Below are 22046 nucleotides of genomic sequence, written 5' to 3' on the forward strand. Positions count from 1 at the left end.
GCGCATGCCGCCGCCGGAAACGCGGCGATCAGGAATGTCGCCGGCGCTGCCGATCGAGCCATCGGCAGCGCCGGACAAGGAATTGCGGTGCCTCCCCCGACGCCGCAATATCGCAGTACCCCCCTTCGGATCCCCCTGGTCCGGTGCCCGGTCCGCCCCCAGCGGCCGGGCTGTTTTTTGGTTCATCGAGGAATACCGGGGAAGGCAGCGCGGATTTTGAGGAAGAAGTACTCCTCATCGCGATAGCCGTAAGCGCGCCGCTTGATGACCTTGATGGTGTTATTGATGCCTTCGACGACGCTGGTGTTCAGCGGGTGCCGGCACCGGGCCACAATGCCATGCCAGTAGCCGCTCAAGCGATGGGCGAACTGCTGTAACGGACCAATACCGCTTTGCTGCGCTTGCTCAAACCAGTTGTGCCATGCCCGCTGCGCCCATCCCGGGCGGCGGTAGAACCACAGCCGCTTGAGTTCGTCGCGCAGGATGTAGACCGTCATCAACGGTCGGTTCGCAGCCAACACCTCGTTCAGATGAATGGCCTGACCCTCGCTCAGATTGGCCCGATTGCGCAGCAGCAGCCAACGCGTCGACTTCAGAACGCGTCGGGCCGGCCTGTCGTGGCGTAGCCGATTGGCTTGATCGACCCGAACCCGATCAATGACCTCGCGTCCATATTTGGCCACGATATGGAACAAGTCATAGACGACTTCGGCCTGCGGGCAATGCTCGCGGATCTCGAGTTCATATGCCGTCGTCATGTCGATGGCAACCGCTTCAATCCGCTCTGCCGCGCCCGCTGGCAGTTGCTCGAAGAAGGCGCGCGCCGTCTCGCGTGAACGGCCCTTGCCAATCCACAGCACCTGCCGGCCGATCGGGTCCACGACGACCGTGGCGTAGCGGTGGCCCTTATGCAGCGCAAATTCGTCCATCGCCAGATAGCGGATGTTGGCCCAGTCCGGCTCCGTCACCGCCTCGCGCAAGCGCGCCTTGTCGATGGACTTGATCGTGTGCCACCCAAGCTCATAGAACGCGGCGACAGCGCGCACCGAGCAGTCGCGCAACAGTCGACCACAAGCCTCGGCCAGGCGCGCTGTCACGCGCTGATAGCGCCCGAGCCAATCCAGGCGCTCCAGCCGCGGGCCGCCACATTGATCACACCAGACACGCCGGCGCGGCACGTGTAGAACGACGCGATAGTCGAAAATCGGCAGGTCTCGTACCCGCCGAACGGTGGTCTCGTGTACCTGCTTGCAGCGCGCGCCGCATTCCTGGCAGTGCATGACCTTGCTGGTCGGCTTCAGATAAAGCAATAGCGTCCGACTGTCGCCTTCGGGCCAGACTACCCGCTCAAGACGGTATCCGGTCCAGCAACCCAGCGCCTGCAACGTCTTCCGATCCAGCATTCCCGCTCCTGACCCCTGAAATAACAGGCATCAAGCATACGAAAAACCGGAACCCTTCACGGAATTCTGCGAAGAACCTGTTTTTTTGGGGGGGAACGCCTGACTTGCGTCAGACGCCCCACAACACGTCGCAGCCCTCGCGCTGCGAGGCCCGCAGCATGTCCAGGAAGGGATAGGCGCGCTGCCCCAGGTGCAGCGGCTCCTCTTCGTCGTCGTAGTCGTCGCCCTTGCCGCGCTGTTCCTCGGGCAGCTGGCTCTGCGCCGGGGACTGCCTTGCCTGCATCACCGCGGCCTCGAGCCGGTGGATCGCGCGCGGCAGCTCTTCCTTGGTGATCACCCCGCGTTCGCCGACGTGCTTGCCGATGATGCCGAGCAACGTGACGGCGAGATCGTTCATCATGATCAGGTCTTGCGCCGCGTGGGATTTGAAGGTGATCAGCATGGTGGTTCCTTGTCAGCCATGTTGGGATGGTAGCCGTCCTGCTCCGGCGTGCCGGGAGCCGGCCGACTGGCTCCTGCGGATGATGTCAGCATAGCACCTGATAAAATCCGCGTTCTGCAATCGATTGCCCGTGCCGCGCTGCGGCATCGCTACGCTGCCGGTGACGGCACCGCCACTATGGCCGAAGCCATCGCGGTCCTGGACGTGGCGCCGGGCCCAGACATTCATGCTGCCTGTTCAGACCTCCAAACTTGCCGCCGCGTTCACCGATGCGGTCCGCGCGCTGGCGCCGGCCGATGCCGTGCTGCCCGCTGTCGCCTTCGAACGGCCCAAGGTGGCCGCCCACGGCGATCTCGCCTGCAATCTGGCGATGCAGGTGGCCCGCACGCTCAAGCGCAATCCGCGCGAGCTGGCGCAGCAGATCGTCGACGCGGTGAAGGCCGATGCGCGTACCGCCCCGCTGGTGGCCAGCCTGGAGATCGCCGGCCCCGGCTTCATCAACCTGCGGCTGACCCCGGCGGCCAAGGCCGAGACGCTGCGCGCGGTGCTGGCGCAGGGCGATGGCTATGGCGCGCAGCAGCAGGGCGCGCGCGGCCAGGTGCTGGTCGAGTTCGTGTCGGCCAACCCGACCGGCCCGCTGCACGTCGGCCACGGCCGCCAGGCCGCGCTGGGCGACGCGCTGGCCAACCTGCTGTCGTGGCAGGGCTACGCCGTGCACCGCGAGTTCTACTACAACGACGCCGGCGTGCAGATCCAGAACCTGGCGATCTCGGTGCAGGCGCGCGCCCGCGGCCTGAAGCCCGGCGAGGCCGGCTGGCCCGAGGCCGCCTACAACGGCGACTACATCGCCGACATCGCCGCCGATTTCCTCGCCGGCAAGACCGTGCGCGCCTCCGACGGCGAGCCGGTGACCGCCTCCGGCGACATCGAGGATCTGGACTCGATCCGCAAGTTCGCCGTCACCTACCTGCGCAACGAGCAGGACATCGACCTGCAGGCGTTCGGCGTCAAGTTCGACCGCTACTACCTGGAATCGTCGCTGTACACCGACGGCAAGGTCGAGGAGGCCGTGCGCACGCTGATCGCCAAGGGCAAGACCTACGAGAGCGAAGGCGCGCTGTGGCTGCGCACCACCGACGACGGCGACGACAAGGACCGGGTGATGCGCAAGGGCGATGGCAGCTACACCTACTTCGTGCCGGACGTCGCCTATCACACGACCAAGTGGGAGCGCGGCTTCCACAAGGTCATCAACGTGCAGGGCAGCGACCACCACGGCACCATCGCGCGCGTGCGGGCCGGCCTGCAGGGGCTGGAAATCGGCATCCCGGCCGGCTATCCCGACTACGTGCTGCACAAGATGGTCACCGTGATGAAGAACGGCGAGGAGGTCAAGATCTCCAAGCGCGCCGGTTCGTATGTCACGGTGCGCGACCTGATCGAATGGAGCAATGGCGGCGACGAGACCATCCGCGGCTGCCTGGAGGCGGGCGTGGCCGACTGGCCGGCCCATTTCACGCGCGGCCGTGACGCGGTCCGCTTCTTCCTGCTGTCGCGCAAGGCCGATACCGAGTTCGTCTTCGACGTCGACCTGGCGCTCAAGCAGAACGACGAAAACCCGGTGTACTACGTCCAGTACGCGCACGCCCGCATCTGCTCGATCTTCGAGTCGTGGGGCGGCGAGGGCTGGCAGCAGCGCCTGGCCGAGCTGGCCGGCGCCGACCTGGAGCCGGTGACCGGTGCCGCGGCGAGCCCGCAGGCGCTGGCGCTGGGGCAGCGCCTGGCCGAATTCCCCGAGATGCTGGCCCAGGCCGCCAACGAGCTGGCGCCGCATGCAGTGGCCTTCTATCTGCGCGACCTGGCCGGCGATTTCCACGCCTTCTACAACGCCGACCGCGTGCTGGTCGACGACGAGCCGGTCAAGCTGGCGCGGCTCGCGCTGCTGGCGGCGACCCGCCAGGTGCTGCGCAACGGCCTCGCGGTGATCGGCGTGTCCGCGCCGCAGCGCATGTGAGGCGGCAGCGCGGCCCTGTCGACGGCCTGCCGTCCGCGGGCCGCGGTGACCGCGCCGCCCGGCTGCCCGGCCGGGCACTGGCTCTATAATCTTCCGGCAATATCCAAGAGGACTCCATGCAACAGCAACGCAAGCGTGCCCCGCGCAAGGCCAGCCGCGCCCAGCAGCGCGGGGGTACGTTTCTCGGCCTGGTGCTCGGCCTGATCATCGGCCTGGCGATCGCGGTGGTGGTGGCGCTGTATATCACCAAGGCGCCGACGCCGTTCCAGCGCAAGGGCACGCCCAAGCCGGCCGAGTCCGGCAACGTGGTCGGTACGCTGCCGTCGCCGGTGCAGGAGCCGCCATCGGACCCGAACAAGCCGCTGTGGAGCAAGACCCCGCCCAAGCCGGTCGGCCCGCCCGCGGAGCCGGCGCATCGCGAGCCGACCGCTCCGGCCGCGCCCGCCACCAAGCCGACCCCGGCCCCGGAGGAAGCGGTCAAGCCCGCGCCGAAGACCGCGGAGAAGCCGGCCGAAAAGCCCGCCGAGCGTCCGGTGGCCGACCCGATCGCCGAGATTGCCCAGGCCGACGCCAACAAGGTCGGCTATCTGCTGCAGGTTGGCGCCTTCCGCTCGCAGGACGACGCCAACCGGCAGAAGGCCAACCTGGCGATGCAGGGTTTCGAGGCCAAGGTGACCGACCGCGAGGTCAATGGCGTCAAGCTGTACCGCGTACGGCTCGGCCCATACAACAAGATCGAAGACATGAACCGCGCGCGCGACCGCCTGCAATCGGCCGGTTTCGAGGCGTCGGTGATCCGCTTCACCAAGCAGTAAGCCAGGAGGCGGCGGCGCCGTGGCGGGCTGAACCCGCGCGGCGCATCGCTGTCATACGCACACCGTTTCACTTTTCTCTCGCGCCATGAAGAAAATCGCCGCCTTGTTCGCCACGCTCGCCGCCGCCGCGGGACTGATGATGGCATCGCCCGCCCAGGCCGCGCCGGCCGAAGGCAAGGAATACCAGGTCCTGAAGGCGGCCCAGCCCGTCACCGCGGGCAAGATCGAAGTCACCGAATTCTTCTGGTACGGCTGCCCGCACTGCTACGACTTCGAGCCCGAGATCGAAGGCTGGGTCAAGAAGCAGGGCAAGGACGTGGTCTTCAAGCGTGTGCCGGTGGCCTTCCGCGACGACCTGCTGCCGCATACCCGCATCTATTACGCGCTCGAATCGATGGGCAAGCTCGAGGCCATGCACGGCAAGGTCTTCAGCGCGATCCACGCCGAGCGCAAGCGCCTGCTGGACCCGAACGAGATCGCCGATCTGATGGCCAAGAACGGCATCGACCGCAAGGCCTTCCTGGAGGCCTACAACTCGTTCTCGGTGTCGACCAACACCACGCGCGCCAACAAGATCGCCGACGCCTACAAGATCGACGGCGTGCCGACCATCGTGATCCAGGGCAAGTACGTGACCTCGCCGTCCATCGCGGGCAGCAAGGGCGCCGCGCTGCAGACGATGGACTACCTGGTGACCCAGGTCCGCGACAAGAAGCTGTGATGGCCTTGCGCGCCGCCGTTGCCGCCCAGGCACGGCTGCCCAACGGCTGAGCGCGCTCCGCTTCGACTTTCTCCTCCCCGCCGCCCGATGCGACCCGTCAAAGTCTTTCTCACCGGCGCATCGAGCGGAATCGGCCAGGCCCTGGCGCGCGAATACGCCCGGCAGGGCGCGATTCTCGGCCTGGTCGGCCGCCGCGACGATGCGCTGCGCGCGTTCGTCGCCACCCTGCCCAATCCCAATGCCGCCCGCGTCTATGCGGCGGACGTGCGCGATGCCGATGCGATGCTCGGCGCCGCGCAGGACTTCCTCGACCATTTCGGCTGTCCCGATGTCGTGATCGCCAATGCCGGCGTGTCGGTCGGCACGGTGGCCAGCGAACGCGAGGACCTCGAAGCCTTCCGCGCGGTGATGGACACCAACTGGTTTGGCGTGCTGACCACCTTCCAGCCGTTCCTGGCGCCGATGCAGGCCAGAGAGGTGGGGCCGCGCGAGTGGCGCGGCACGCTGGTCGGCATTGCCAGCGTGGCTGGCGTGCGCGGCCTGCCGGGCGCGGGCGCGTACAGTGCCTCGAAGTCGGCGGTGATCAAGCTGCTCGAGAGCCTGCGGCTGGAGCACCGGCCGCACCGGATCCGCGTGGTCACCATCGCGCCGGGCTATATCCGCACGCCGATGACCGCGCGCAATCCGTATCCGATGCCCTTCCTGATGGATGCCGACGCCTTCGCGCGCAAGGCCGTGCGGGCGATCGCCGCGGGCCGGCGCTTTGCCGTGGTGCCGTGGCAGATGGGAGTGGTCGCCTCGGTGCTGCACGTGCTGCCGCGCTGGCTGTACGACGCGCTGTTCACGCGCGCGCCACGCAAGCCCCGCCAGCCGGATCATCGCGACACGCAGGATCCGCAAGGCCAGCACGAACGGCAGGGCCAGCAGGGCCAGCACAACCAGCAGGGCCAGCGGCAGCGCCCCGCGGATCCGGCCGGCGACGGCAGCGGGAGCGTGTGATGTGGCAAGACGCGCTGGGCCAGCCGCACCCGCGCGCCGCGCCCGATGCGCGCATCGCCTCGCTGGTGCCATCGGTCACCGAACTGCTGTTTGCGCTGGGACTCGGCGACCGGATGGTGGCGCGCACCGGCTTCTGCATCCATCCCGAACCGCAGGTGCGCGCGGTCGCCAAGGTCGGCGGCACCAAGGACGTGCAGCTGGACAAGTTGCGCGCGCTGGCGCCGACCCATGTGGTCGTCAATATCGACGAAAACCGGCGCGAGACCGTCGATGAGATCCGCGGCTTCGTGCCCAACGTGATCGTCACCCATCCGTGCGCGCCGCGCGACAACCTCGAGCTGTACCGGCTGCTGGGCGGCATCTTCGATCGCGAAGCCGAAGCCGAATTGCTATGTGCGCGGCTGCAGCACGCGCTGGCGCGGCTCGAGGCGCGGACCTGGCCGACGCGCAGCGTGCTGTACGCGATCTGGCAGGACCCATGGATGACGGTGTCGCGCGACACCTATATCAGCCGCATGCTGGCGCTGATCGGCTGGCGGACCTGGCCCGATGTCCAGGATACCGGCGCCGCGCTGCAGGCCTGCGTCGGCGGCGATTGCGCGCGGCCCAATGCGCCGGGGCAACGCTATCCGAGCTTTCGCTGGAGCGAGGCGCTGGTGCGCGAGCTCGACCTGGTGCTGCTGTCGACCGAGCCCTATCGCTTCACCGAGGACCACGCCGATGCGCTGGAGCGCCAGCTCGGCCTGCCGGTGCTGCTGGTCGATGGGGAGATGGTGTCGTGGTACGGCAGCCGTGCGATCGACGGGCTGGCGTACCTGGAGACGCTGGCGCGCCAGGCTTGAGGTTCCCGTCAGGTTTCCGTCGTGCCCGTGCATGCGGGGACGCAAGGGCTTGCCTTCGGTACGGCGAACGACGCCGCGTCCCGGCGCGGCCACGACAGCGAAGATCAGCGCTCGAACCCGTAGGCCCGCTCGACCTTGCAGACGCGCAGCTGGAAGCCCTGATACCAGCGCTCGCGTCCCAGGCGCTGCGCGACCCGGTGTTCGGCATGCGCCTGCCAGGCGGCGATGTCCTCGGGCGAGCGCCAGTACGACACCGTGATGCCGGGCGACCCCGGCGTGCTGCCGTCGCGCACCGATTCGACGCCGAGAAAGCCGGGCATCGTCGCGGCCAGCTCCACCATCCGCTGCGCCATCGCGCCGTAGTCGGCCTCGTGGTTGGCCCCGCCCACGTCCGCGCCAGTGCGCGTGGACGTGAAGATCACCGCGTAGTAGGGCGGCGGCGGGGTCTGGGCAAAGGCGCTGTCGATGGCGGACATGGGATCGGAATCCAGGCGTCGGTCAAGGTGGGCGATTCAGACGGGCAATCCAGGCGGCACCGCCGGCGGCAACTCCGGCGGCAATTCAGGCGTTGGCCCGGAACCGGATGATGCCATCGTCGTCGATGGCCCGCCGCAGCTCGCCGGCATGCCACAGCACGTGCAGGTGGGCCAGCGCCTCGCCCATCGCGAAGGTCATCTGGTGGATGTCGAACTGGCGGCGGAAGATCACGTTGACGATATCGCGCGCGCTGCACGGCTTCTCGGCACAGGCGGCGCGGGTCTCGGCCAGGCGCTCGACATGGTGCTCGCGCAGCTGCCCGATGCGCGTCTGCAGGTTGCGGAACGGCCGGCCGTGGGAGGGCAGCACCAGCGTGTCCTCGGGCAGGTCCTGGTAACGGTCGAGCGAGCGCAGATAGAGCGCCAGCGGATTGGCTTCGGGCTCCATGTCGAACACGCTGACGTTGGTCGAGATCCGCGGCAGCACCATGTCGCCGGAGATCAGCACCTTCAGCTCGGCGTTGTACAGCGCGACGTGTTCCGGCGCGTGGCCGTAGCCGGTGATCACGCGCCAGCTGGCGGCGGCCGGATCGGCGCCCATCGTCACCGTATCGCCGTCCATCAGCCGCCGGTATTGCGTCGGCAGATCGGGCACCAGCGTCGCGTAGTAGCTCTTGCGCGCGCGCAGCTTTTCCAGGCTGTCGGGGTCGGCCAGGCCGTGCCGCGCGAAGTGGCTGGCCGCAAAGTCGCCGCCGGCGTTCGAGCCGACGCCGTTGCCGCCGCTCATCACGCGCGCGCTCATATAGTCGCCCAGGCTCATCCACAGCCGCGTGTCCCAGCGCTGGCACAGCCAGTGCGCCAGGCCCACGTGGTCCGGATGGCAATGCGTGACCAGCACGCGCAGCACCGGCAGGTCTTCGAGCTCGTTGGCGAACACCGTTTCCCAGTGCGCCTTGATGGTGTCGTTGGTGATGCCGCAATCGATCACGGTCCAGCCGTCGCGCCCGTCCACACGGTCGCGCACCAGCCATAGATTGATATGGTCGAGCGCGAACGGCAGCGGCATGCGCAGCCAGTAGACGCCGGGGGCGACCTGCTGGCGCGCGCCGGGCTCCGGCATGGTCTCGCCGAACGGATATTGGAGTTGGTGTTCGAGTGCGTTCATCGGGGAGTCTCTCGGTTGCGAAGCCCTGCGTTGGGCTTTCTCGTCGTTGGATCCGGATTCCGGACGCCGGGCACGCAATGCGCGGGACGGCGTCGGGGCGGTTGCCAGGCGCGCTGCTTGACGCTAACGTAAACGTCAATTCGGACGGCCTGTTGCCATCTTAAGCGAAAACGCGCACGCGTATCGAACGTTCGTTCTCTTTTACAGGCGCCCATGCCCAGCTCCGCCAGCCAGCCCCCAACACCTCCCGCTCAGCCCGCCGACCAGCCCGCCAACCTGTCGGCCGGTACCACCTACACCATCACCGAACTGGCGCGCGAGTTCGACATCACGCCGCGCGCGATCCGCTTCTACGAGGATCAGGGGCTGTTGTCGCCCGACCGGGTCGGCGCCGGGGGGAGGCAGCGGCTCTACAGCGGCCGCGAGCGAACGCGCCTGAAGCTGACGCTGCGTGGCAAGCGGCTCGGCCTGACGCTGAACGAAATCCGGGAGATCCTCGACCTGTACGAGTCGCCGCGCGATACGGTGCCCCAGCTCGAGCGCTTCCTGGCCTCGCTGGCGCAGCACCGCCAGGCGCTGGAGCGGCAAATGGAGGATCTGCAGGCGCAGCTGGCCGAAATCGACCAGCACGAGCGCCAGTGCCGCGCCTTGCTGGCGGCGGCGCAGCCCGAGCGGCAGCGCACGGCCGGCGCCTGAATGTGGGCTGAGGTCACAGGTGCCTGAATGTGGCCGGTGCCACCATCGACGTCCCACCTTGCGACAAATTTGATTGACGTTTACGTAAACGTAAATAAAATAAGCCGACAGCCCACCGCAGCGAGCGGTGCCGGCGCCGACAGGAAGTTGCCATGCCGAATTCCACCACGGATGTTGTGACAGACGCCGCTGCAGAGGCTGCGGAGGCTGCGGAGGCCCCCCACGTTACGCCCGATGTGTCGGTACGCACCGACGGGGACCTGCCGACCGGCCGTGCCGACGCGATCGCCGCCAGCTTCGCCCGCCAGGGCCTGATGCAGACCTTCGGCGCCTCGCTGGTCCGCGTCGAGCGCGGCGAGGTCGAGCTGGCGATGCCGTGGTCCGAGGGCGTCACCCAGCAGCATGGCTTCTTTCACGGCGGCGTGGTCGGCGCGCTGGCCGACAGCGCCTGCGGCTATGCCGCGCTCTCGATGGTCGGCGAAGGCGAGGCGGGGCTGACCGCCGAGTACAAGATCAATCTGCTGTCGCCCGCCAGGGGCGAGCGGCTGATTGCCGTGGGCCGCGTGCTCAAGCCCGGCCGCACGCTGATCGTCGCCCAGGGCGACGTATTCACCGAGACCGCCGGCACCCGCAAGGCGGTGGCGACGATGCTGATGACGCTGTGCGTGGTGCGCACGCTGGACCACGTCTGAGCGCCCGCGTCGGCCAACCATCGACCCATTCCGTATCGAATCCGGATTCCAACAGGAAATAGGAGACAACCATGACCGCGACCCTGCCAGGCCTGAAATTCGACCTGGGTGAAGACATCGAGATGCTGCGCGAGTCCGTGCAGTCCTGGGCCCAGGCCGAGCTGGCGCCGCGCGCCGCCGAGATCGACCGCACCGACCAGTTCCCGATGGACTGCTGGAAGAAGATGGGCGACCTCGGCGTGCTGGGCATCACCGTCGCCGAGGAGTACGGCGGCGCCAATATGGGCTATCTGGCCCACATGATCGCGATGGAGGAGATCAGCCGCGCCTCCGCCTCGGTCGGCCTGTCGTATGGCGCGCACTCGAACCTGTGCGTCAACCAGATCCACCGCAACGGCACGCCGGCGCAGAAGGCGAAGTACCTCCCCAAGCTGGTGTCCGGCGACTGGATCGGCGCGCTGGCGATGAGCGAACCCAATGCCGGCTCGGACGTCGTCAGCATGAAGCTGCGCGCCGACCGCAAAGGCGATCGCTATGTGCTGAACGGCACCAAGATGTGGATCACCAACGGTCCGGACTGCGACGTGCTGGTGGTCTACGCCAAGACCGAACCGGAGCTCGGCGCGCGCGGCATGACCGCCTTCATCGTCGAGAAGGGCATGAAGGGCTTCTCGGTGGCGCAGAAGCTGGACAAGCTCGGCATGCGCGGCTCGCATACCGGCGAGCTGGTGTTCCAGGACGTCGAGGTGCCGGCCGAGAACATCCTCGGCGCCGAGAACGGCGGCGCCAGGGTGCTGATGAGCGGCCTGGACTACGAGCGCGCGGTGCTGTCGGGCGGCCCGGTCGGCATCATGCAGGCCTGCATGGACGTGGTCACGCCATACATCCACGACCGCAAGCAGTTCGGCCAGAGCATCGGCGAATTCCAGCTGATCCAGGGCAAGATCGCCGACATGTACACCACGCTGCAGGCGGCGCGCAGCTATCTGTATACCGTCGGCAAGAACCTGGACGCGCTCGGCAGCGAGCACGTGCGCCAGGTGCGCAAGGACTGCGCTGCCGTGATCCTCTACACGGCCGAGAAGGCGACCTGGATGGCCGGCGAATCGGTGCAGATCCTGGGTGGCAACGGCTATATCAACGAATATCCGGTGGGCCGCCTGTGGCGCGACGCCAAGCTGTACGAGATTGGCGCCGGCACCTCGGAGATCCGCCGCATGCTGATCGGCCGGGAGCTGTTCGCGGAAACGATGTAATGACGAGGCGATGACGAGGTAAAGACAGCAAAGCGGGGTGTACGGTGCGCCGCTCCATGGTGGGCGGCGCCACCGATGCCACGCGCGAAGCGCTTACAATCACCCCTGATATCCGGTCTCGCCCGCGGCGAGCGCCGCATGCAGGTTTCCGCCGATGTCCAGCCGGATCCGCGTCCCGATTCTGACCCGCCCAGGTAGTCCGCCCCAGCCATGTCCCACTTCCCGAAACTGCTGTCGTCGCAGATCGCCTACGATGTGGCGCGCACCATGCTGGACGGGTTCGACAAGCACTACCGGCTGTTTCGCGAGGTCAGCATCGAGGCCAAGGTCCGGTTCGAAGCGGGCGACTGGGCCGGGCTGCAGCAGCTGCAGCGCGACCGCATCGCGTTCTACAACGAACGTGTGCGCGAGACCACGGTGATCCTCGAGGACGAGTACGACGCCGAGCAGATCGAGGACGAGATCTGGCAGCAGATCAAGCTGCACTACATCGGCCTGCTGACCAACCACCACCAGCCGGAGCTGGCCGAGACCTTCTTCAATTCGGTCTTCACCCGCATCCTGCACCGCTCGTACTTCAACAACGACTTCATCTTCGTGCGTCCGGCGATCTCGACCGAATACATCGAGAACGAGGAGTCGCCGACCAGGCCGACCTTCCGCGCCTACTATCCGGGCAGCCGCGAAGGCATGGCCGACTGCTTCGAACGGATCGTGCACAACTTCCAGCTCGAGCGGCCATACGAGGACCTGAAGCGCGATATCGGCTATGTGGTGCGCGCGGTCACCGAGCACCTGGGCGACTTCCGCATCGCGCCCAATTTCCAGATCCACGTGCTGTCGTCGCTGTTCTTCCGCAACAAGTCGGCCTTCATCATCGGCCGCCTGCTGAACGGCGACCGCACCTATCCGCTGGCGATCCCGATCGTGCATGGCCCGTCGGGCAAGCTGGCGCTCGACACGGTGCTGCTGCGCAAGGAACAGCTGCTGATCCTGTTCTCGTTCACGCACTCCTATTTCATGGTCGACATGGAGATCCCGTCGGCCTACGTGACCTTCCTGCGCGACATCATGCCGCGCAAGCCGCGCGCGGAAATCTATACGTCGCTGGGTTTGCAGAAGCAGGGCAAGAACCTGTTCTACCGCGACTTCCTGCACCACCTGCAGCATTCGTCGGACAAGTTCATCATCGCTCCCGGCATTCGCGGGCTGGTGATGCTGGTGTTCACGCTGCCGTCCTATCCCTATGTCTTCAAGGTGATCAAGGACTTCTATCCGGCGCCGAAGGAAACCACGCGCGAACTGATCAAGTCGAAGTACCAGCTGGTCAAGCAGCACGACCGCGTCGGCCGCATGGCGGACACGCTGGAATATTCGGACGTCGCCTTTCCGCTGTCGCGCTTCGACGATGCGCTGGTGCGCGAGCTGCACGAGCATGCGCCGTCGATGATCGAATACCAGCGCGCCAAGGACGGCACCGAGGAAATCGTGGTGCGCCATCTCTATATCGAGCGCCGCATGACGCCGCTGAACATCTACCTGCAGGAAGGCACCGACGAGCAGGTCGAGCACGGCATCATCGAATACGGCAATGCGATCAAGGAACTGATGGCCGCCAATATTTTCCCGGGCGACATGCTGTACAAGAATTTCGGCGTCACGCGACATGGCCGCGTGGTGTTCTACGACTACGACGAGATCGAATACCTGACCGACTGCAATATCCGCCGCGTACCGACCCCCCGCAACGAGGAAGAGGAGATGTCGGGCGAGGTCTGGTACAGCGTCGGCCGCCACGACATCTTTCCCGAAACCTTCCGCACCTTCCTGCTGGGAGATCCGCGCGTGCGCGCGGCCTTCCTGCGGCACCATGCGGACTTTTTCGATCCTGCCCTGTGGCAGGGACACAAGGACCGGCTGCTGGCCGGACATGTTCATGACTTCTACGCTTACCATGCCTCGGAACGCTTCATTCATCGATACGGCTCAACCGAAACCGGCGGCGAGCCGGCAAGGAGGGCAGCATGACTGACGCCATCGCCCAGCTGTTTCGCAACAACCGCGAATGGGTCGACCGCGTCAATGCGGAAGATCCGAACTTCTTCACCAGCCTGGCCAACCAGCAGGCGCCCGAATACCTGTGGATCGGCTGCTCGGACTCGCGCGTGCCCGCCAACCAGATCCTGGGTCTCGCCCCGGGCGAGGTGTTCGTCCACCGCAATATCGCCAACGTCATCGCGCACAGCGACCTGAACGCGCTGTCGGTGATCCAGTTCGCGGTCGAGGTGCTGAAGGTGCGCCATATCACCGTGGTCGGCCACTACGGCTGCGGCGGCGTCAAGGTCGCGCTCAAGCGCGAGCGCGTGGGCCTGGTCGACAACTGGCTGCGCCATGTGCGCGACGTCGCCGACAAGCACGACGCCTACCTCGGCACCATCGTGCGCGAGGACGATGCGCACAGCCGGCTGTGCGAGCTCAACGTGATCGAGCAGGTCAACAACGTCTGCCAGACCACGGTGATCCAGGATGCCTGGGCGCGCGGCCAGCAGGTCACGGTGCACGGCTGGATCTACGGCGTGTCGGATGGCCTGCTGCGCGATCTCGGCATGGCGGCCAGCAGCAACGAGGAACTGCGCGCGCAATTGCAGGCGGCCTACCGGCAGTACGGGGACCCGCCGCATATTCCGGTGCGGTGACAGGCCGCTCCCTGTCCGGCCTCGCAGCCGAGGCAGGGAGCAAATCGAACGACAGCACGGCAGCACAGCACAGACCATCAAGGAGACCACCATGCAAGATCCGATCGTGATCGTATCCGCGGCCCGCACGCCGATGGCCGCATTCCAGGGCGAGTTCGCCAGCGTCACGGCGCCGCAGCTTGGCGCCACCGCCATCCGCGCGGCGATCGAGCGCGCCGGCATCCAGCCGGAGCAGGTCGAGGAGGTGGTGTTCGGCTGCGTGCTGCCGGCCGGCCAGGGCCAGGCGCCGGCGCGCCAGGCCGCCCTCGGCGCGGGGCTGCCGCTGTCGGTCGCCTGTACCACGGTCAACAAGATGTGCGGCTCCGGCATGCGCGCCGCGATGACGGTGTACGACGGCCTGGTGGCAGGTTCGTACGAGATCGCGGTGGCCGGCGGCATGGAAAGCATGACCAACGCCCCGTACCTGATTCCGAAGGGGCGCGGCGGCTACCGGATCGGTCACGGCATGATCTATGACCACATGATGCTCGACGGTCTGGAGGATGCCTACGAGAAGGGCCGCGCGATGGGCACCTTCGGCGAGGACTGCGCGGCCAAGTACGGCTTCACGCGCGAGGCGCAGGACGCCTTCGCGATGGAGAGCGTGCGGCGCGCGCAGCAGGCCACCGAGCGCGGCGACTTCCGCTGGGAGATCGCGCCGGTCACGGTCGCGGCCAAGGGCGGCGACGTGGTGATCGACACCGACGAAGGCCCGCGCCGCATCAAGGTCGACAAGATCCCGTCGCTCAAGCCCGCGTTCGCCAAGGACGGCACCATCACCGCGGCCTCGTCGTCGTCGATCAATGACGGCGCCGCCGCGCTGGTGATGATGCGCGAATCGACCGCGAAGGCGCTGGGCCTGCAGCCGCTGGCGCGCATGCTGGGCCATACCAGCCATGCGCAGGCGCCGGGCTGGTTCACTACCGCGCCGGTCGAGGCCATCGCCAAGCTGTATCGCAAGCTCGACTGGAGCAGCGACAGCGTCGATCTGTTCGAGATCAACGAGGCCTTCGCCGTGGTGCCGATGGCGGCGATGCACGAACTGAAGATCCCGCGCGACAAGGTCAATATCCATGGCGGCGCCTGCGCGCTCGGCCATCCGATCGGCGCCTCCGGCGCGCGCATCATGACCACGCTGATCGGCGCGCTGCGCAAGACCGGCGGCAAGCGTGGCGTGGCCAGCCTGTGCATCGGCGGCGGCGAGGCCACGGCGGTCGGCATCGAGCTGGTGTAAGCCGCGCGCATCTCACGTCGAACCCGGAATGCTGAGCCGGGAAACCCTGCACCCGACCCGACAGGAGGCTAGCTTGCCAACCGCACTGATACTCGGCGCCTCGCGCGGCATCGGCCTGGAGTTCGTCCGCCAGTACCGCGCCGACGGCTGGCGCGTGATCGCCACCGCCCGCAGCGACGACGGGCTGGCCGCACTGAAATCGCTGGGCGCCGAGGCGCACCGCGCCGACCTGGCCGAAGCCGATCAGGTTGCCGGCCTGGGCTGGACGCTCGACGGCGAATCGCTCGACGTGGCGGTCTACAACGCCGGCGTGATCGGCCCACGCACCGAGGGCGCGCAGCCGGTCTCGGCCGAGGAGTTCGACGACGTGATGCATGCCAATGTGCTGGGGCCGATGATGGCGCTGCCGCTGGTGCTGCCGTTCGTTGAGACGGGGCGCGGCGGCAAGGGCGGCGTGCTGGCGGTGCTGTCCTCGCGCATGGGCAGCATCGGCGCGATGGAGAGCAATCGCAGCTGGCTGTATCGCGTCAGCAAGGCGGCGGTCAACGCGGCGCTCAAGTCGGTGTCGCTCGATGCGCGTCACGCGGTCTGCCTGGCGCTGCATCCGGGCTGGGTCCGTACCGACATGGGCGGCGCCGGCGCCGACCTGACGCCGCAGCAAAGCGTGTCCGGCCTGCGCCGCGTGCTGGCCGACGCCACCGCGCAGGACAACGGCGGTTTTCGCAATTACGACGGCAGCGTGCTGCCCTGGTGAGGTATCGATGCTGCTCAGTCCCGAACAGGAAATGATCCGCGATGCGGTCCGGCAATTCGCGCAGGAGGTCATCGCGCCGCAGGCCGCCGCGTGGGACCGCGACAAGACGTTCCCGAAGGAGGTCCACCGCGAACTCGCGGCGATGGGCACCTATGGCGTGGCGGTGCCCGAGGCCTACGGCGGCGCGGGGCTTGACTACCTGTCGCTGGCGCTGATTCTCGAGGAGATCGCCGCCGGCGACGGCGGCACCTCGACGGTGATCAGCGTCAACAACTGCCCGGTCTGCAGCATGCTGATGGCATTCGCCGACGAGGCGCAGAAGCAGCAGTGGCTGGTGCCGCTGGCCAAAGGCGAGATGCTCGGTGCGTTCTGCCTGACCGAGCCGCATGTCGGCTCGGACGCCGCGGCGCTGCGCACCACCGCGACGCGCGATGGCGATCATTACGTGCTCAACGGCGTCAAGCAGTTCATCACCAGCGGCAAGCACGCCGACGTGGCCATCGTGATGGCGGTCACCGACAAGGCCGCCGGCAAGCGCGGCATCAGCGCCTTCCTGGTGCCGACCGATACGCCGGGCTATGTCGTCGCGCGGCTGGAAGACAAGCTCGGCCAGCATTCGTCGGACACCGCGCAGATCGTGTTCGAGGATTGCCGCGTGCCGGCCGCCAATCTGCTGGGCGAAGAGGGCGCGGGCTACAGGATGGCGCTGTCCGGGCTGGAGGGCGGACGCATCGGCATCGCCGCGCAAAGCGTCGGCATGGCGCGCGCGGCGTTCGAGGCGGCGCTGGCTTATTCGAAGGAGCGCGAGAGCTTCGGCCAGCCGCTGTTCGCGCACCAGGCGGTGCAGTTCCGGCTGGCCGAGATGGCCACGCGCATCGAGGTCGCGCGCCAGATGATCTGGCATGCCGCCGTGCTGAAGGACGCCGGCCGGCCGTGCCTGAAGGAAGCCGCGATGGCCAAGCTCAATGCCAGCGAGATGGCCGAGGCGGTCTGTTCGGATGCGATCCAGGTGTTCGGCGGCTATGGCTATGTCAGCGACTTCCCGGTCGAGCGGATCTACCGCGATGTGCGGGTCTGCCAGATCTACGAGGGCACCAGCGACATCCAGAAGATGCTGATTGCCCGGGCGCTGGCGTGAGCCGCGCCGACGCGAGCAGTTTGCCGCCCTTGCCGTTCCTGCCGTTCCGTTCGCCGTTTCCCTTGCCGAGGACCTGACATGACCGCCGCCCCGATCGACTTCTATTTCGATTTCTCGTCGCCCTACGGCTACTTCGCCAGCACGCGCATCGACGACCTCGCGCGCCAGTACGGCCGCAGCGTGGCCTGGCATCCGATCCTGCTCGGCGTGGTGTTCAAGACCACCGGCATGGCGCCGCTGCCGCAGATTCCGCTCAAGGGCGACTACAGCTGGCGCGATTTCGAGCGCACCGCGCGCCACCACGGCATTGCCTACCGCCGGCCGTCGAACTTTCCGCTGCCGACCACGCAAGCCGCGCGCGCGATGCTGTGGCTGCAGAACCATCATGCCGCCGACGTGGCGGTGCGCTTCGCCAACGCGGTGTACCGCGCCTACTTCGTCGACGACATCAACATCGCCGAGCCCACCGAGCTGGTGAAGATCGCCGCGGCGCTGGAGATCGACGCGACCGCGATGGACGCCGGCGCCAGCAGCCAGCCGATCAAGGACCAGCTGAAGGCCGAGATGGAAGTGGCGATGGCCAAGGGCGTGTTCGGCTCGCCCTTCGTCATCGTCGATGGCGAACCCTACTGGGGCTTCGACCGCTTCGACCAGATCGAGGCCCTGCTCAAGAGCGGCACGCCCACCGAGTTGCGGGCCGTGCCGACCCCCGATTTCAAGGAAAAGAAACCCGCATGACCCTCAGTGCTTCCCCCTCCCGCCGCTTCGACTGCGTGATCTTCGATTGCGACGGCGTGCTGGTCGACAGCGAACCGATCGTCAACCGCGTGCTGAACCAGATGCTGAACGAACTGGGCATCGCGATCTCGCTGGAGGACTCCACCGCGCTGTTCCTCGGCCGCGCCGTGCGCGAGGAGCTCGACACCATCGAGCGGATGCGCGGCGCGCCGCTGCCGGAGAACTGGCTGTCGCACTGGCTGGCCCGGCGCAACGAAGTGCTGGAGGCAGAGGTCGAGGCCGTGCCGCACGTGCGCGACGCGATCGCCGCGATCGCCTCGTCCGGCATGCCGCTGTGCGTGGCCTCGGGCGCCGACCGCGTCAAGGTCAAGCTGCAACTGAAGCGCACCGGCCTGCTGGAGCTGTTCCAGCACGACGCCGACGGCCAGCCGCGCGAGCACGTGTTCTCGGCCACCGAGGTCGAGCGCAGCAAGCCCGCGCCCGACGTCTATCTGCTGGCGGCGCGCACGATGGGCGTGGAGCCGTCGCGCTGCGCGGTGGTGGAGGACAGCCCGGCCGGCATCACCGCCGGCGTGGCGGCCGGCATGACGGTGTTCGGTTATGCCGCGCGCAACGATGCCGCGATGCTGCGCGAGGCCGGTGCCCAGACCATCTTCACCGATATGCGGCAACTGCCGGAGCTGGTGGCATGAAGCGGGCGGCGGCGCCTTCGCGCGACGGCGCGTGCCCCTGCGGCGGCGCCAGCTACGCCGGCTGCTGCGGGCGCTTCCATCGCGGCGAGGCGCTGCCGGACACCGCCGAGCAGCTGATGCGCTCGCGCTACAGCGCCTACGTGCTGAACGACGCGCAGTGGCTGCGCCAGAGCTGGCACCCGTCGACCTGCCCGGCGACGCTGGAGCAGGATATGGCGAAGGAAGCGGCGCAGGACCATCGTGGCCCGCGCACCCAGTGGCTGGGCCTGACCATCGTCGAGCATGTGCCGCGGGACGACACGCACGCCGAGGTCGAATTCGTCGCGCGCTACAAGGTCGGCGGGCGGGCGTCGCGGCTGCATGAACGCAGCCGCTTCGTGCGCGAGCCGCGTGCTCCGGGACAAGCGCCGCGCTGGCTGTACCTCGATGGGGACATCCGCGGCGAAGCACGATGAACCACGCCGCCGCCGCACGCTGAATTTCTGCACCGCGAACCGACGCTTCCACGCATCCACGCATCCGAACGCATCCGAACGCATCCATCGCAACGCATCACAAGATCAGGAAGAGACAGACCCGATGCCCACGCTCGAATCCAAACTCAATGCCCGTTCCGAGGCCTTCAAGGCCAATGCCGAGGCGATGCAGGCCCTGGTCGCCGACCTGAAGGCGAAGATCGCCCAGGTCGCGCAGGGCGGTGGCGAAGACGCGCGCAACAAGCATCTGTCGCGCGGCAAGATGCTGCCGCGCGAGCGCGTGCAGCAGCTGCTCGATCCGGGCACGCCGTTCCTGGAGCTGTCGCAGCTGGCGGCGTACGACATGTACGACAATGCCGCGCCCGGCGCCGGCATCATCACCGGCATCGGCCGCGTGGCCGGGCAGGAATGCGTGATCGTGTGCAACGACGCCACGGTCAAGGGCGGCACCTACTACCCGATGACCGTCAAGAAGCATCTGCGCGCGCAGGAGATCGCCGAGCAGAACCATCTGCCCTGCATCTACCTGGTCGATTCGGGTGGCGCCAACCTGCCGAACCAGGACGATGTGTTCCCCGACCGCGATCACTTCGGGCGCATCTTCTACAACCAGGCCAACCTGTCGAAGATGGGCATTCCGCAGATCGCGGTGGTGATGGGCTCGTGCACCGCGGGCGGCGCCTATGTGCCGGCGATGAGCGACGAGTCGATCATCGTCAAGAACCAGGGCACGATCTTTCTGGGCGGCCCGCCGCTGGTCAAGGCGGCCACCGGCGAGGAGGTCAGCGCCGAGGACCTGGGCGGCGCCGACGTGCACACGCGGCTGTCTGGCGTGGCCGACTACTTCGCACAGAACGACGCGCATGCGCTGGGCCTGGCGCGCAATATCGTGCAGCATCTGAACCGCCGCAAGCCGGACCAGATCCGGCTGCATGCGCCGGTCGAGCCGCGCTATCCGGCCGAGGAGCTGTACGGCGTGATCCCGACCGATACGCGCAAGCCCTACGACGTGCGCGAGGTGATCGCCCGCATCGTCGACGACTCGGACTTCGACGAGTTCAAGGCGCGCTACGGCACCACGCTGGTGTGCGGCTTCGCGCGGATCTGGGGCTACCCCGTCGGCATCGTCGCCAACAACGGCATCCTGTTCTCGGAATCGGCGCTCAAGGGCGCGCACTTCATCGAGCTGTGCTGCCAGCGCAAGATCCCGCTGGTGTTCCTGCAGAACATCACCGGCTTCATGGTGGGCCGCAAGTACGAGAACGAGGGCATCGCGCGCAACGGCGCCAAGATGGTGACCGCGGTGGCGACCGCCCAGGTGCCGAAGTTCACGGTGATCATCGGCGGCTCGTTCGGCGCCGGCAACTACGGCATGTGCGGCCGCGCCTATTCGCCGCGCTTCCTGTGGATGTGGCCGAACGCGCGGATCTCGGTGATGGGCGGCGAGCAGGCGGCCAGCGTGCTGGCCACGGTGCGGCGCGACGGCATCGAGGCCCGCGGCGGCAGCTGGAGCGCCGAAGAAGAGGAGGCCTTCAAGCGGCCGATCCGCGAGCAGTACGAACATCAGGGCCATCCGTACTACGCCAGCGCACGGCTGTGGGACGACGGCGTGATCGATCCCGCGCAGACCCGCACGGTGCTCGGCCTTGGGCTGTCGGCGAGCCTGAACGCCCCGATCGACGAGATGAAGTTCGGCGTCTTCCGGATGTAAGCGATGCTGCGTCGTTGCCGTGCGCGCGGTGCCCCTGATGTCGTGCAATTCGTGCAGTTCGTGCCGTTCGTCCGGCTGGCGCTGTGCCTGCTGGCCTGGACCGCGTTGCCTGCATTGCCGGCCGGCGCCGCGCCGCTCGAAGAGACCTGGTCGGTGCCGGTCACGGTGACCGACGCGCACGGCCGGCAGGTCGCACAGCGCATCGTCGTCTCGGCGTTTCGCGAGCCGGGCCATCAGCGCTATCCGCTGCTGGTGCTCAATCATGGCCGCGCGCCCGATCCCTATGCGCGCGCCCGGCTCGGGCGCGTGCGGCTGGCCGAGCAGGCCGCATATTTCGCCTCGCTGGGATTCCAGGTGCTGGTGCCCACGCGGATCGGCTATGGCGCCAGCGGCGGCGACGACATCGAGAACACCGGCAGCTGCACGCGCAAGAACTATCGGCCCGGCTTCGAGGTGGCCGCGCAGCAGGTGCTGCAGGTCATCGAGATGGCGCGCTCGCGCCCGGAGATCGACGTGTCGCGCGTCGTGCTGGTCGGCCAGTCGTTCGGCGGCGCCGCGGTGATCGCGCTGGCGGCGAAGAACCCCCCGGGCGTCCGGCTGGTGCTGAACTTCGCTGGCGGCGGCGGCGGCGATCCGCGGCTGCATCCGGGCGAGCCCTGCGCGCCCGAGCAGCAGGCCGCGCTGTTCGCCGAATACGGCCGCAGCGCGCGCGTGCCGACGCACTGGATCTACACGACCAACGACCGCTACATGGGACCGTATCCGGCGCAATGGTTCGAGTCCTTCCGTAGCGCTGGCGGCGTGGGCAAGTACCACGCGCTGCCCGCTTTCGGGCAGGACGGCCACCAGCTGTTCGCGCGGGGCCTGACGCGCTGGAGGCCGCTGGCCGAGCAGGCGCTGCGCGATGCCGGCTTCGAGCCGCGGCCATTGAACCGGCCAGGGTCGGCGATGGGCGCCAGCGGCAGCCAGGCGAAGGCGGCCGTGCCGGCCAGGGCCCGTTGAACCGGCGCGCCCAGCCGGCCCATTGAATCGACGCATTGAATCGAC

General features: G+C 67.7%; 22 protein-coding genes. 18 read left to right on the plus strand and 4 right to left on the minus strand.

Features of this window, described 5'->3' with window-relative positions; genetic code table 11:
* Positions 1-182: 182 nt before the first annotated feature.
* Both FOB47_RS10625 and FOB47_RS10630 read right to left on the minus strand, forming a co-directional pair.
* On the minus strand, positions 183-1403 hold the full coding sequence (locus FOB47_RS10625; RefSeq protein ID WP_174781032.1) for an ISL3 family transposase: 1221 nt from the start codon (positions 1401-1403) through the stop codon (positions 183-185).
* A 109-nt stretch (positions 1404-1512) separates the two neighbouring features.
* Positions 1513-1845, minus strand: a complete 333-nt coding sequence (locus tag FOB47_RS10630) for a DUF1840 domain-containing protein (RefSeq protein ID WP_053820870.1) — start codon at positions 1843-1845, stop codon at positions 1513-1515.
* A 226-nt stretch (positions 1846-2071) separates the two neighbouring features.
* Here FOB47_RS10630 and argS point away from each other — a divergent pair, with 226 nt between their 5' ends.
* The 5 genes from argS to FOB47_RS10655 all read left to right on the plus strand — a co-directional run bounded on the left by argS (position 2072) and on the right by FOB47_RS10655 (position 7236).
* Positions 2072-3859, plus strand: coding sequence for an arginine--tRNA ligase (gene argS / locus FOB47_RS10635; RefSeq protein WP_174781033.1), 1788 nt, complete (start codon positions 2072-2074; stop codon positions 3857-3859).
* A 116-nt stretch (positions 3860-3975) separates the two neighbouring features.
* On the plus strand, positions 3976-4674 hold the full coding sequence (locus tag FOB47_RS10640; protein ID WP_053820871.1) for an SPOR domain-containing protein: 699 nt from the start codon (positions 3976-3978) through the stop codon (positions 4672-4674).
* 85 nt (positions 4675-4759) lie between these two features.
* Entirely contained in the window at positions 4760-5395 is a 636-nt protein-coding gene (locus tag FOB47_RS10645) for a thiol:disulfide interchange protein DsbA/DsbL (RefSeq protein ID WP_053820872.1), read from the plus strand.
* Positions 5396-5482: 87 nt separating this feature from the next.
* Positions 5483-6394, plus strand: a complete 912-nt coding sequence (locus FOB47_RS10650; RefSeq protein WP_174781034.1) for an SDR family oxidoreductase — start codon at positions 5483-5485, stop codon at positions 6392-6394.
* On the plus strand, positions 6394-7236 hold the full coding sequence (locus FOB47_RS10655; protein ID WP_174781035.1) for a helical backbone metal receptor: 843 nt from the start codon (positions 6394-6396) through the stop codon (positions 7234-7236). The genes FOB47_RS10650 and FOB47_RS10655 overlap by 1 nt, the downstream gene beginning before the upstream one ends.
* Positions 7237-7340: 104 nt before the next feature.
* Here the strand turns inward: FOB47_RS10655 and FOB47_RS10660 are convergent, their stop codons facing one another.
* Together FOB47_RS10660 and FOB47_RS10665 are read right to left on the minus strand one after the other, a co-directional pair.
* Positions 7341-7712 (minus strand): antibiotic biosynthesis monooxygenase family protein, encoded by a 372-nt coding sequence (locus FOB47_RS10660; RefSeq protein ID WP_174781036.1) that lies wholly within the window; start codon positions 7710-7712, stop codon positions 7341-7343.
* A gap of 85 nt (positions 7713-7797) precedes the next feature.
* A complete protein-coding gene (locus tag FOB47_RS10665; protein WP_174781037.1) occupies positions 7798-8877 on the minus strand; it encodes an MBL fold metallo-hydrolase in 1080 nt (359 codons plus the stop codon).
* A gap of 213 nt (positions 8878-9090) precedes the next feature.
* Here FOB47_RS10665 and FOB47_RS10670 point away from each other — a divergent pair, with 213 nt between their 5' ends.
* The 13 genes from FOB47_RS10670 (at position 9091) to FOB47_RS10730 (ending at position 22001) form a co-directional block, all read left to right on the plus strand.
* Positions 9091-9573 (plus strand): MerR family transcriptional regulator, encoded by a 483-nt coding sequence (locus FOB47_RS10670; protein WP_244959396.1) that lies wholly within the window; start codon positions 9091-9093, stop codon positions 9571-9573.
* A gap of 314 nt (positions 9574-9887) precedes the next feature.
* Complete coding sequence (locus FOB47_RS10675; protein WP_244959501.1) at positions 9888-10265, plus strand: PaaI family thioesterase; 378 nt, start codon at positions 9888-9890, stop codon at positions 10263-10265.
* A gap of 71 nt (positions 10266-10336) precedes the next feature.
* Positions 10337-11521: an isovaleryl-CoA dehydrogenase gene (locus FOB47_RS10680; RefSeq protein WP_053820874.1), complete on the plus strand. Its 1185-nt coding sequence runs from the start codon at positions 10337-10339 to the stop codon at positions 11519-11521.
* A 210-nt stretch (positions 11522-11731) separates the two neighbouring features.
* Positions 11732-13549 carry a bifunctional isocitrate dehydrogenase kinase/phosphatase gene (aceK, locus tag FOB47_RS10685; protein ID WP_174781038.1) on the plus strand — a complete coding sequence of 606 codons (1818 nt, stop codon included), beginning with the start codon at positions 11732-11734 and terminating at the stop codon, positions 13547-13549.
* The gene (gene can / locus FOB47_RS10690) at positions 13546-14217 is read left to right on the plus strand and encodes a carbonate dehydratase (RefSeq protein ID WP_174781039.1); all 672 of its coding nucleotides are present in this window, start codon (positions 13546-13548) and stop codon (positions 14215-14217) included. Before aceK ends, can begins: the two co-directional genes overlap by 4 nt.
* Positions 14218-14308: 91 nt before the next feature.
* Positions 14309-15490 (plus strand): acetyl-CoA C-acetyltransferase, encoded by a 1182-nt coding sequence (locus FOB47_RS10695; RefSeq protein ID WP_053820876.1) that lies wholly within the window; start codon positions 14309-14311, stop codon positions 15488-15490.
* A 73-nt stretch (positions 15491-15563) separates the two neighbouring features.
* Complete coding sequence (locus FOB47_RS10700; protein ID WP_174781040.1) at positions 15564-16244, plus strand: SDR family oxidoreductase; 681 nt, start codon at positions 15564-15566, stop codon at positions 16242-16244.
* Positions 16245-16251: 7 nt separating this feature from the next.
* The gene (locus tag FOB47_RS10705; RefSeq protein ID WP_174781041.1) at positions 16252-17382 is read left to right on the plus strand and encodes an acyl-CoA dehydrogenase family protein; all 1131 of its coding nucleotides are present in this window, start codon (positions 16252-16254) and stop codon (positions 17380-17382) included.
* A 78-nt stretch (positions 17383-17460) separates the two neighbouring features.
* The gene (locus FOB47_RS10710) at positions 17461-18120 is read left to right on the plus strand and encodes a 2-hydroxychromene-2-carboxylate isomerase (protein WP_174781042.1); all 660 of its coding nucleotides are present in this window, start codon (positions 17461-17463) and stop codon (positions 18118-18120) included.
* Positions 18117-18812 (plus strand): HAD family hydrolase, encoded by a 696-nt coding sequence (locus FOB47_RS10715; RefSeq protein WP_174781043.1) that lies wholly within the window; start codon positions 18117-18119, stop codon positions 18810-18812. Before FOB47_RS10710 ends, FOB47_RS10715 begins: the two co-directional genes overlap by 4 nt.
* Positions 18809-19267, plus strand: coding sequence for a YchJ family metal-binding protein (locus FOB47_RS10720; RefSeq protein WP_174781044.1), 459 nt, complete (start codon positions 18809-18811; stop codon positions 19265-19267). Before FOB47_RS10715 ends, FOB47_RS10720 begins: the two co-directional genes overlap by 4 nt.
* A gap of 124 nt (positions 19268-19391) precedes the next feature.
* Positions 19392-20999, plus strand: a complete 1608-nt coding sequence (locus FOB47_RS10725) for a carboxyl transferase domain-containing protein (protein WP_174781045.1) — start codon at positions 19392-19394, stop codon at positions 20997-20999.
* 3 nt (positions 21000-21002) lie between these two features.
* Entirely contained in the window at positions 21003-22001 is a 999-nt protein-coding gene (locus FOB47_RS10730; RefSeq protein ID WP_174781046.1) for an alpha/beta hydrolase, read from the plus strand.
* Positions 22002-22046 lie beyond the last annotated feature (45 nt).

Source organism: Cupriavidus gilardii (assembly GCF_013347325.1).
Classification (GTDB): Bacteria; Pseudomonadota; Gammaproteobacteria; order Burkholderiales; family Burkholderiaceae; genus Cupriavidus; species Cupriavidus gilardii.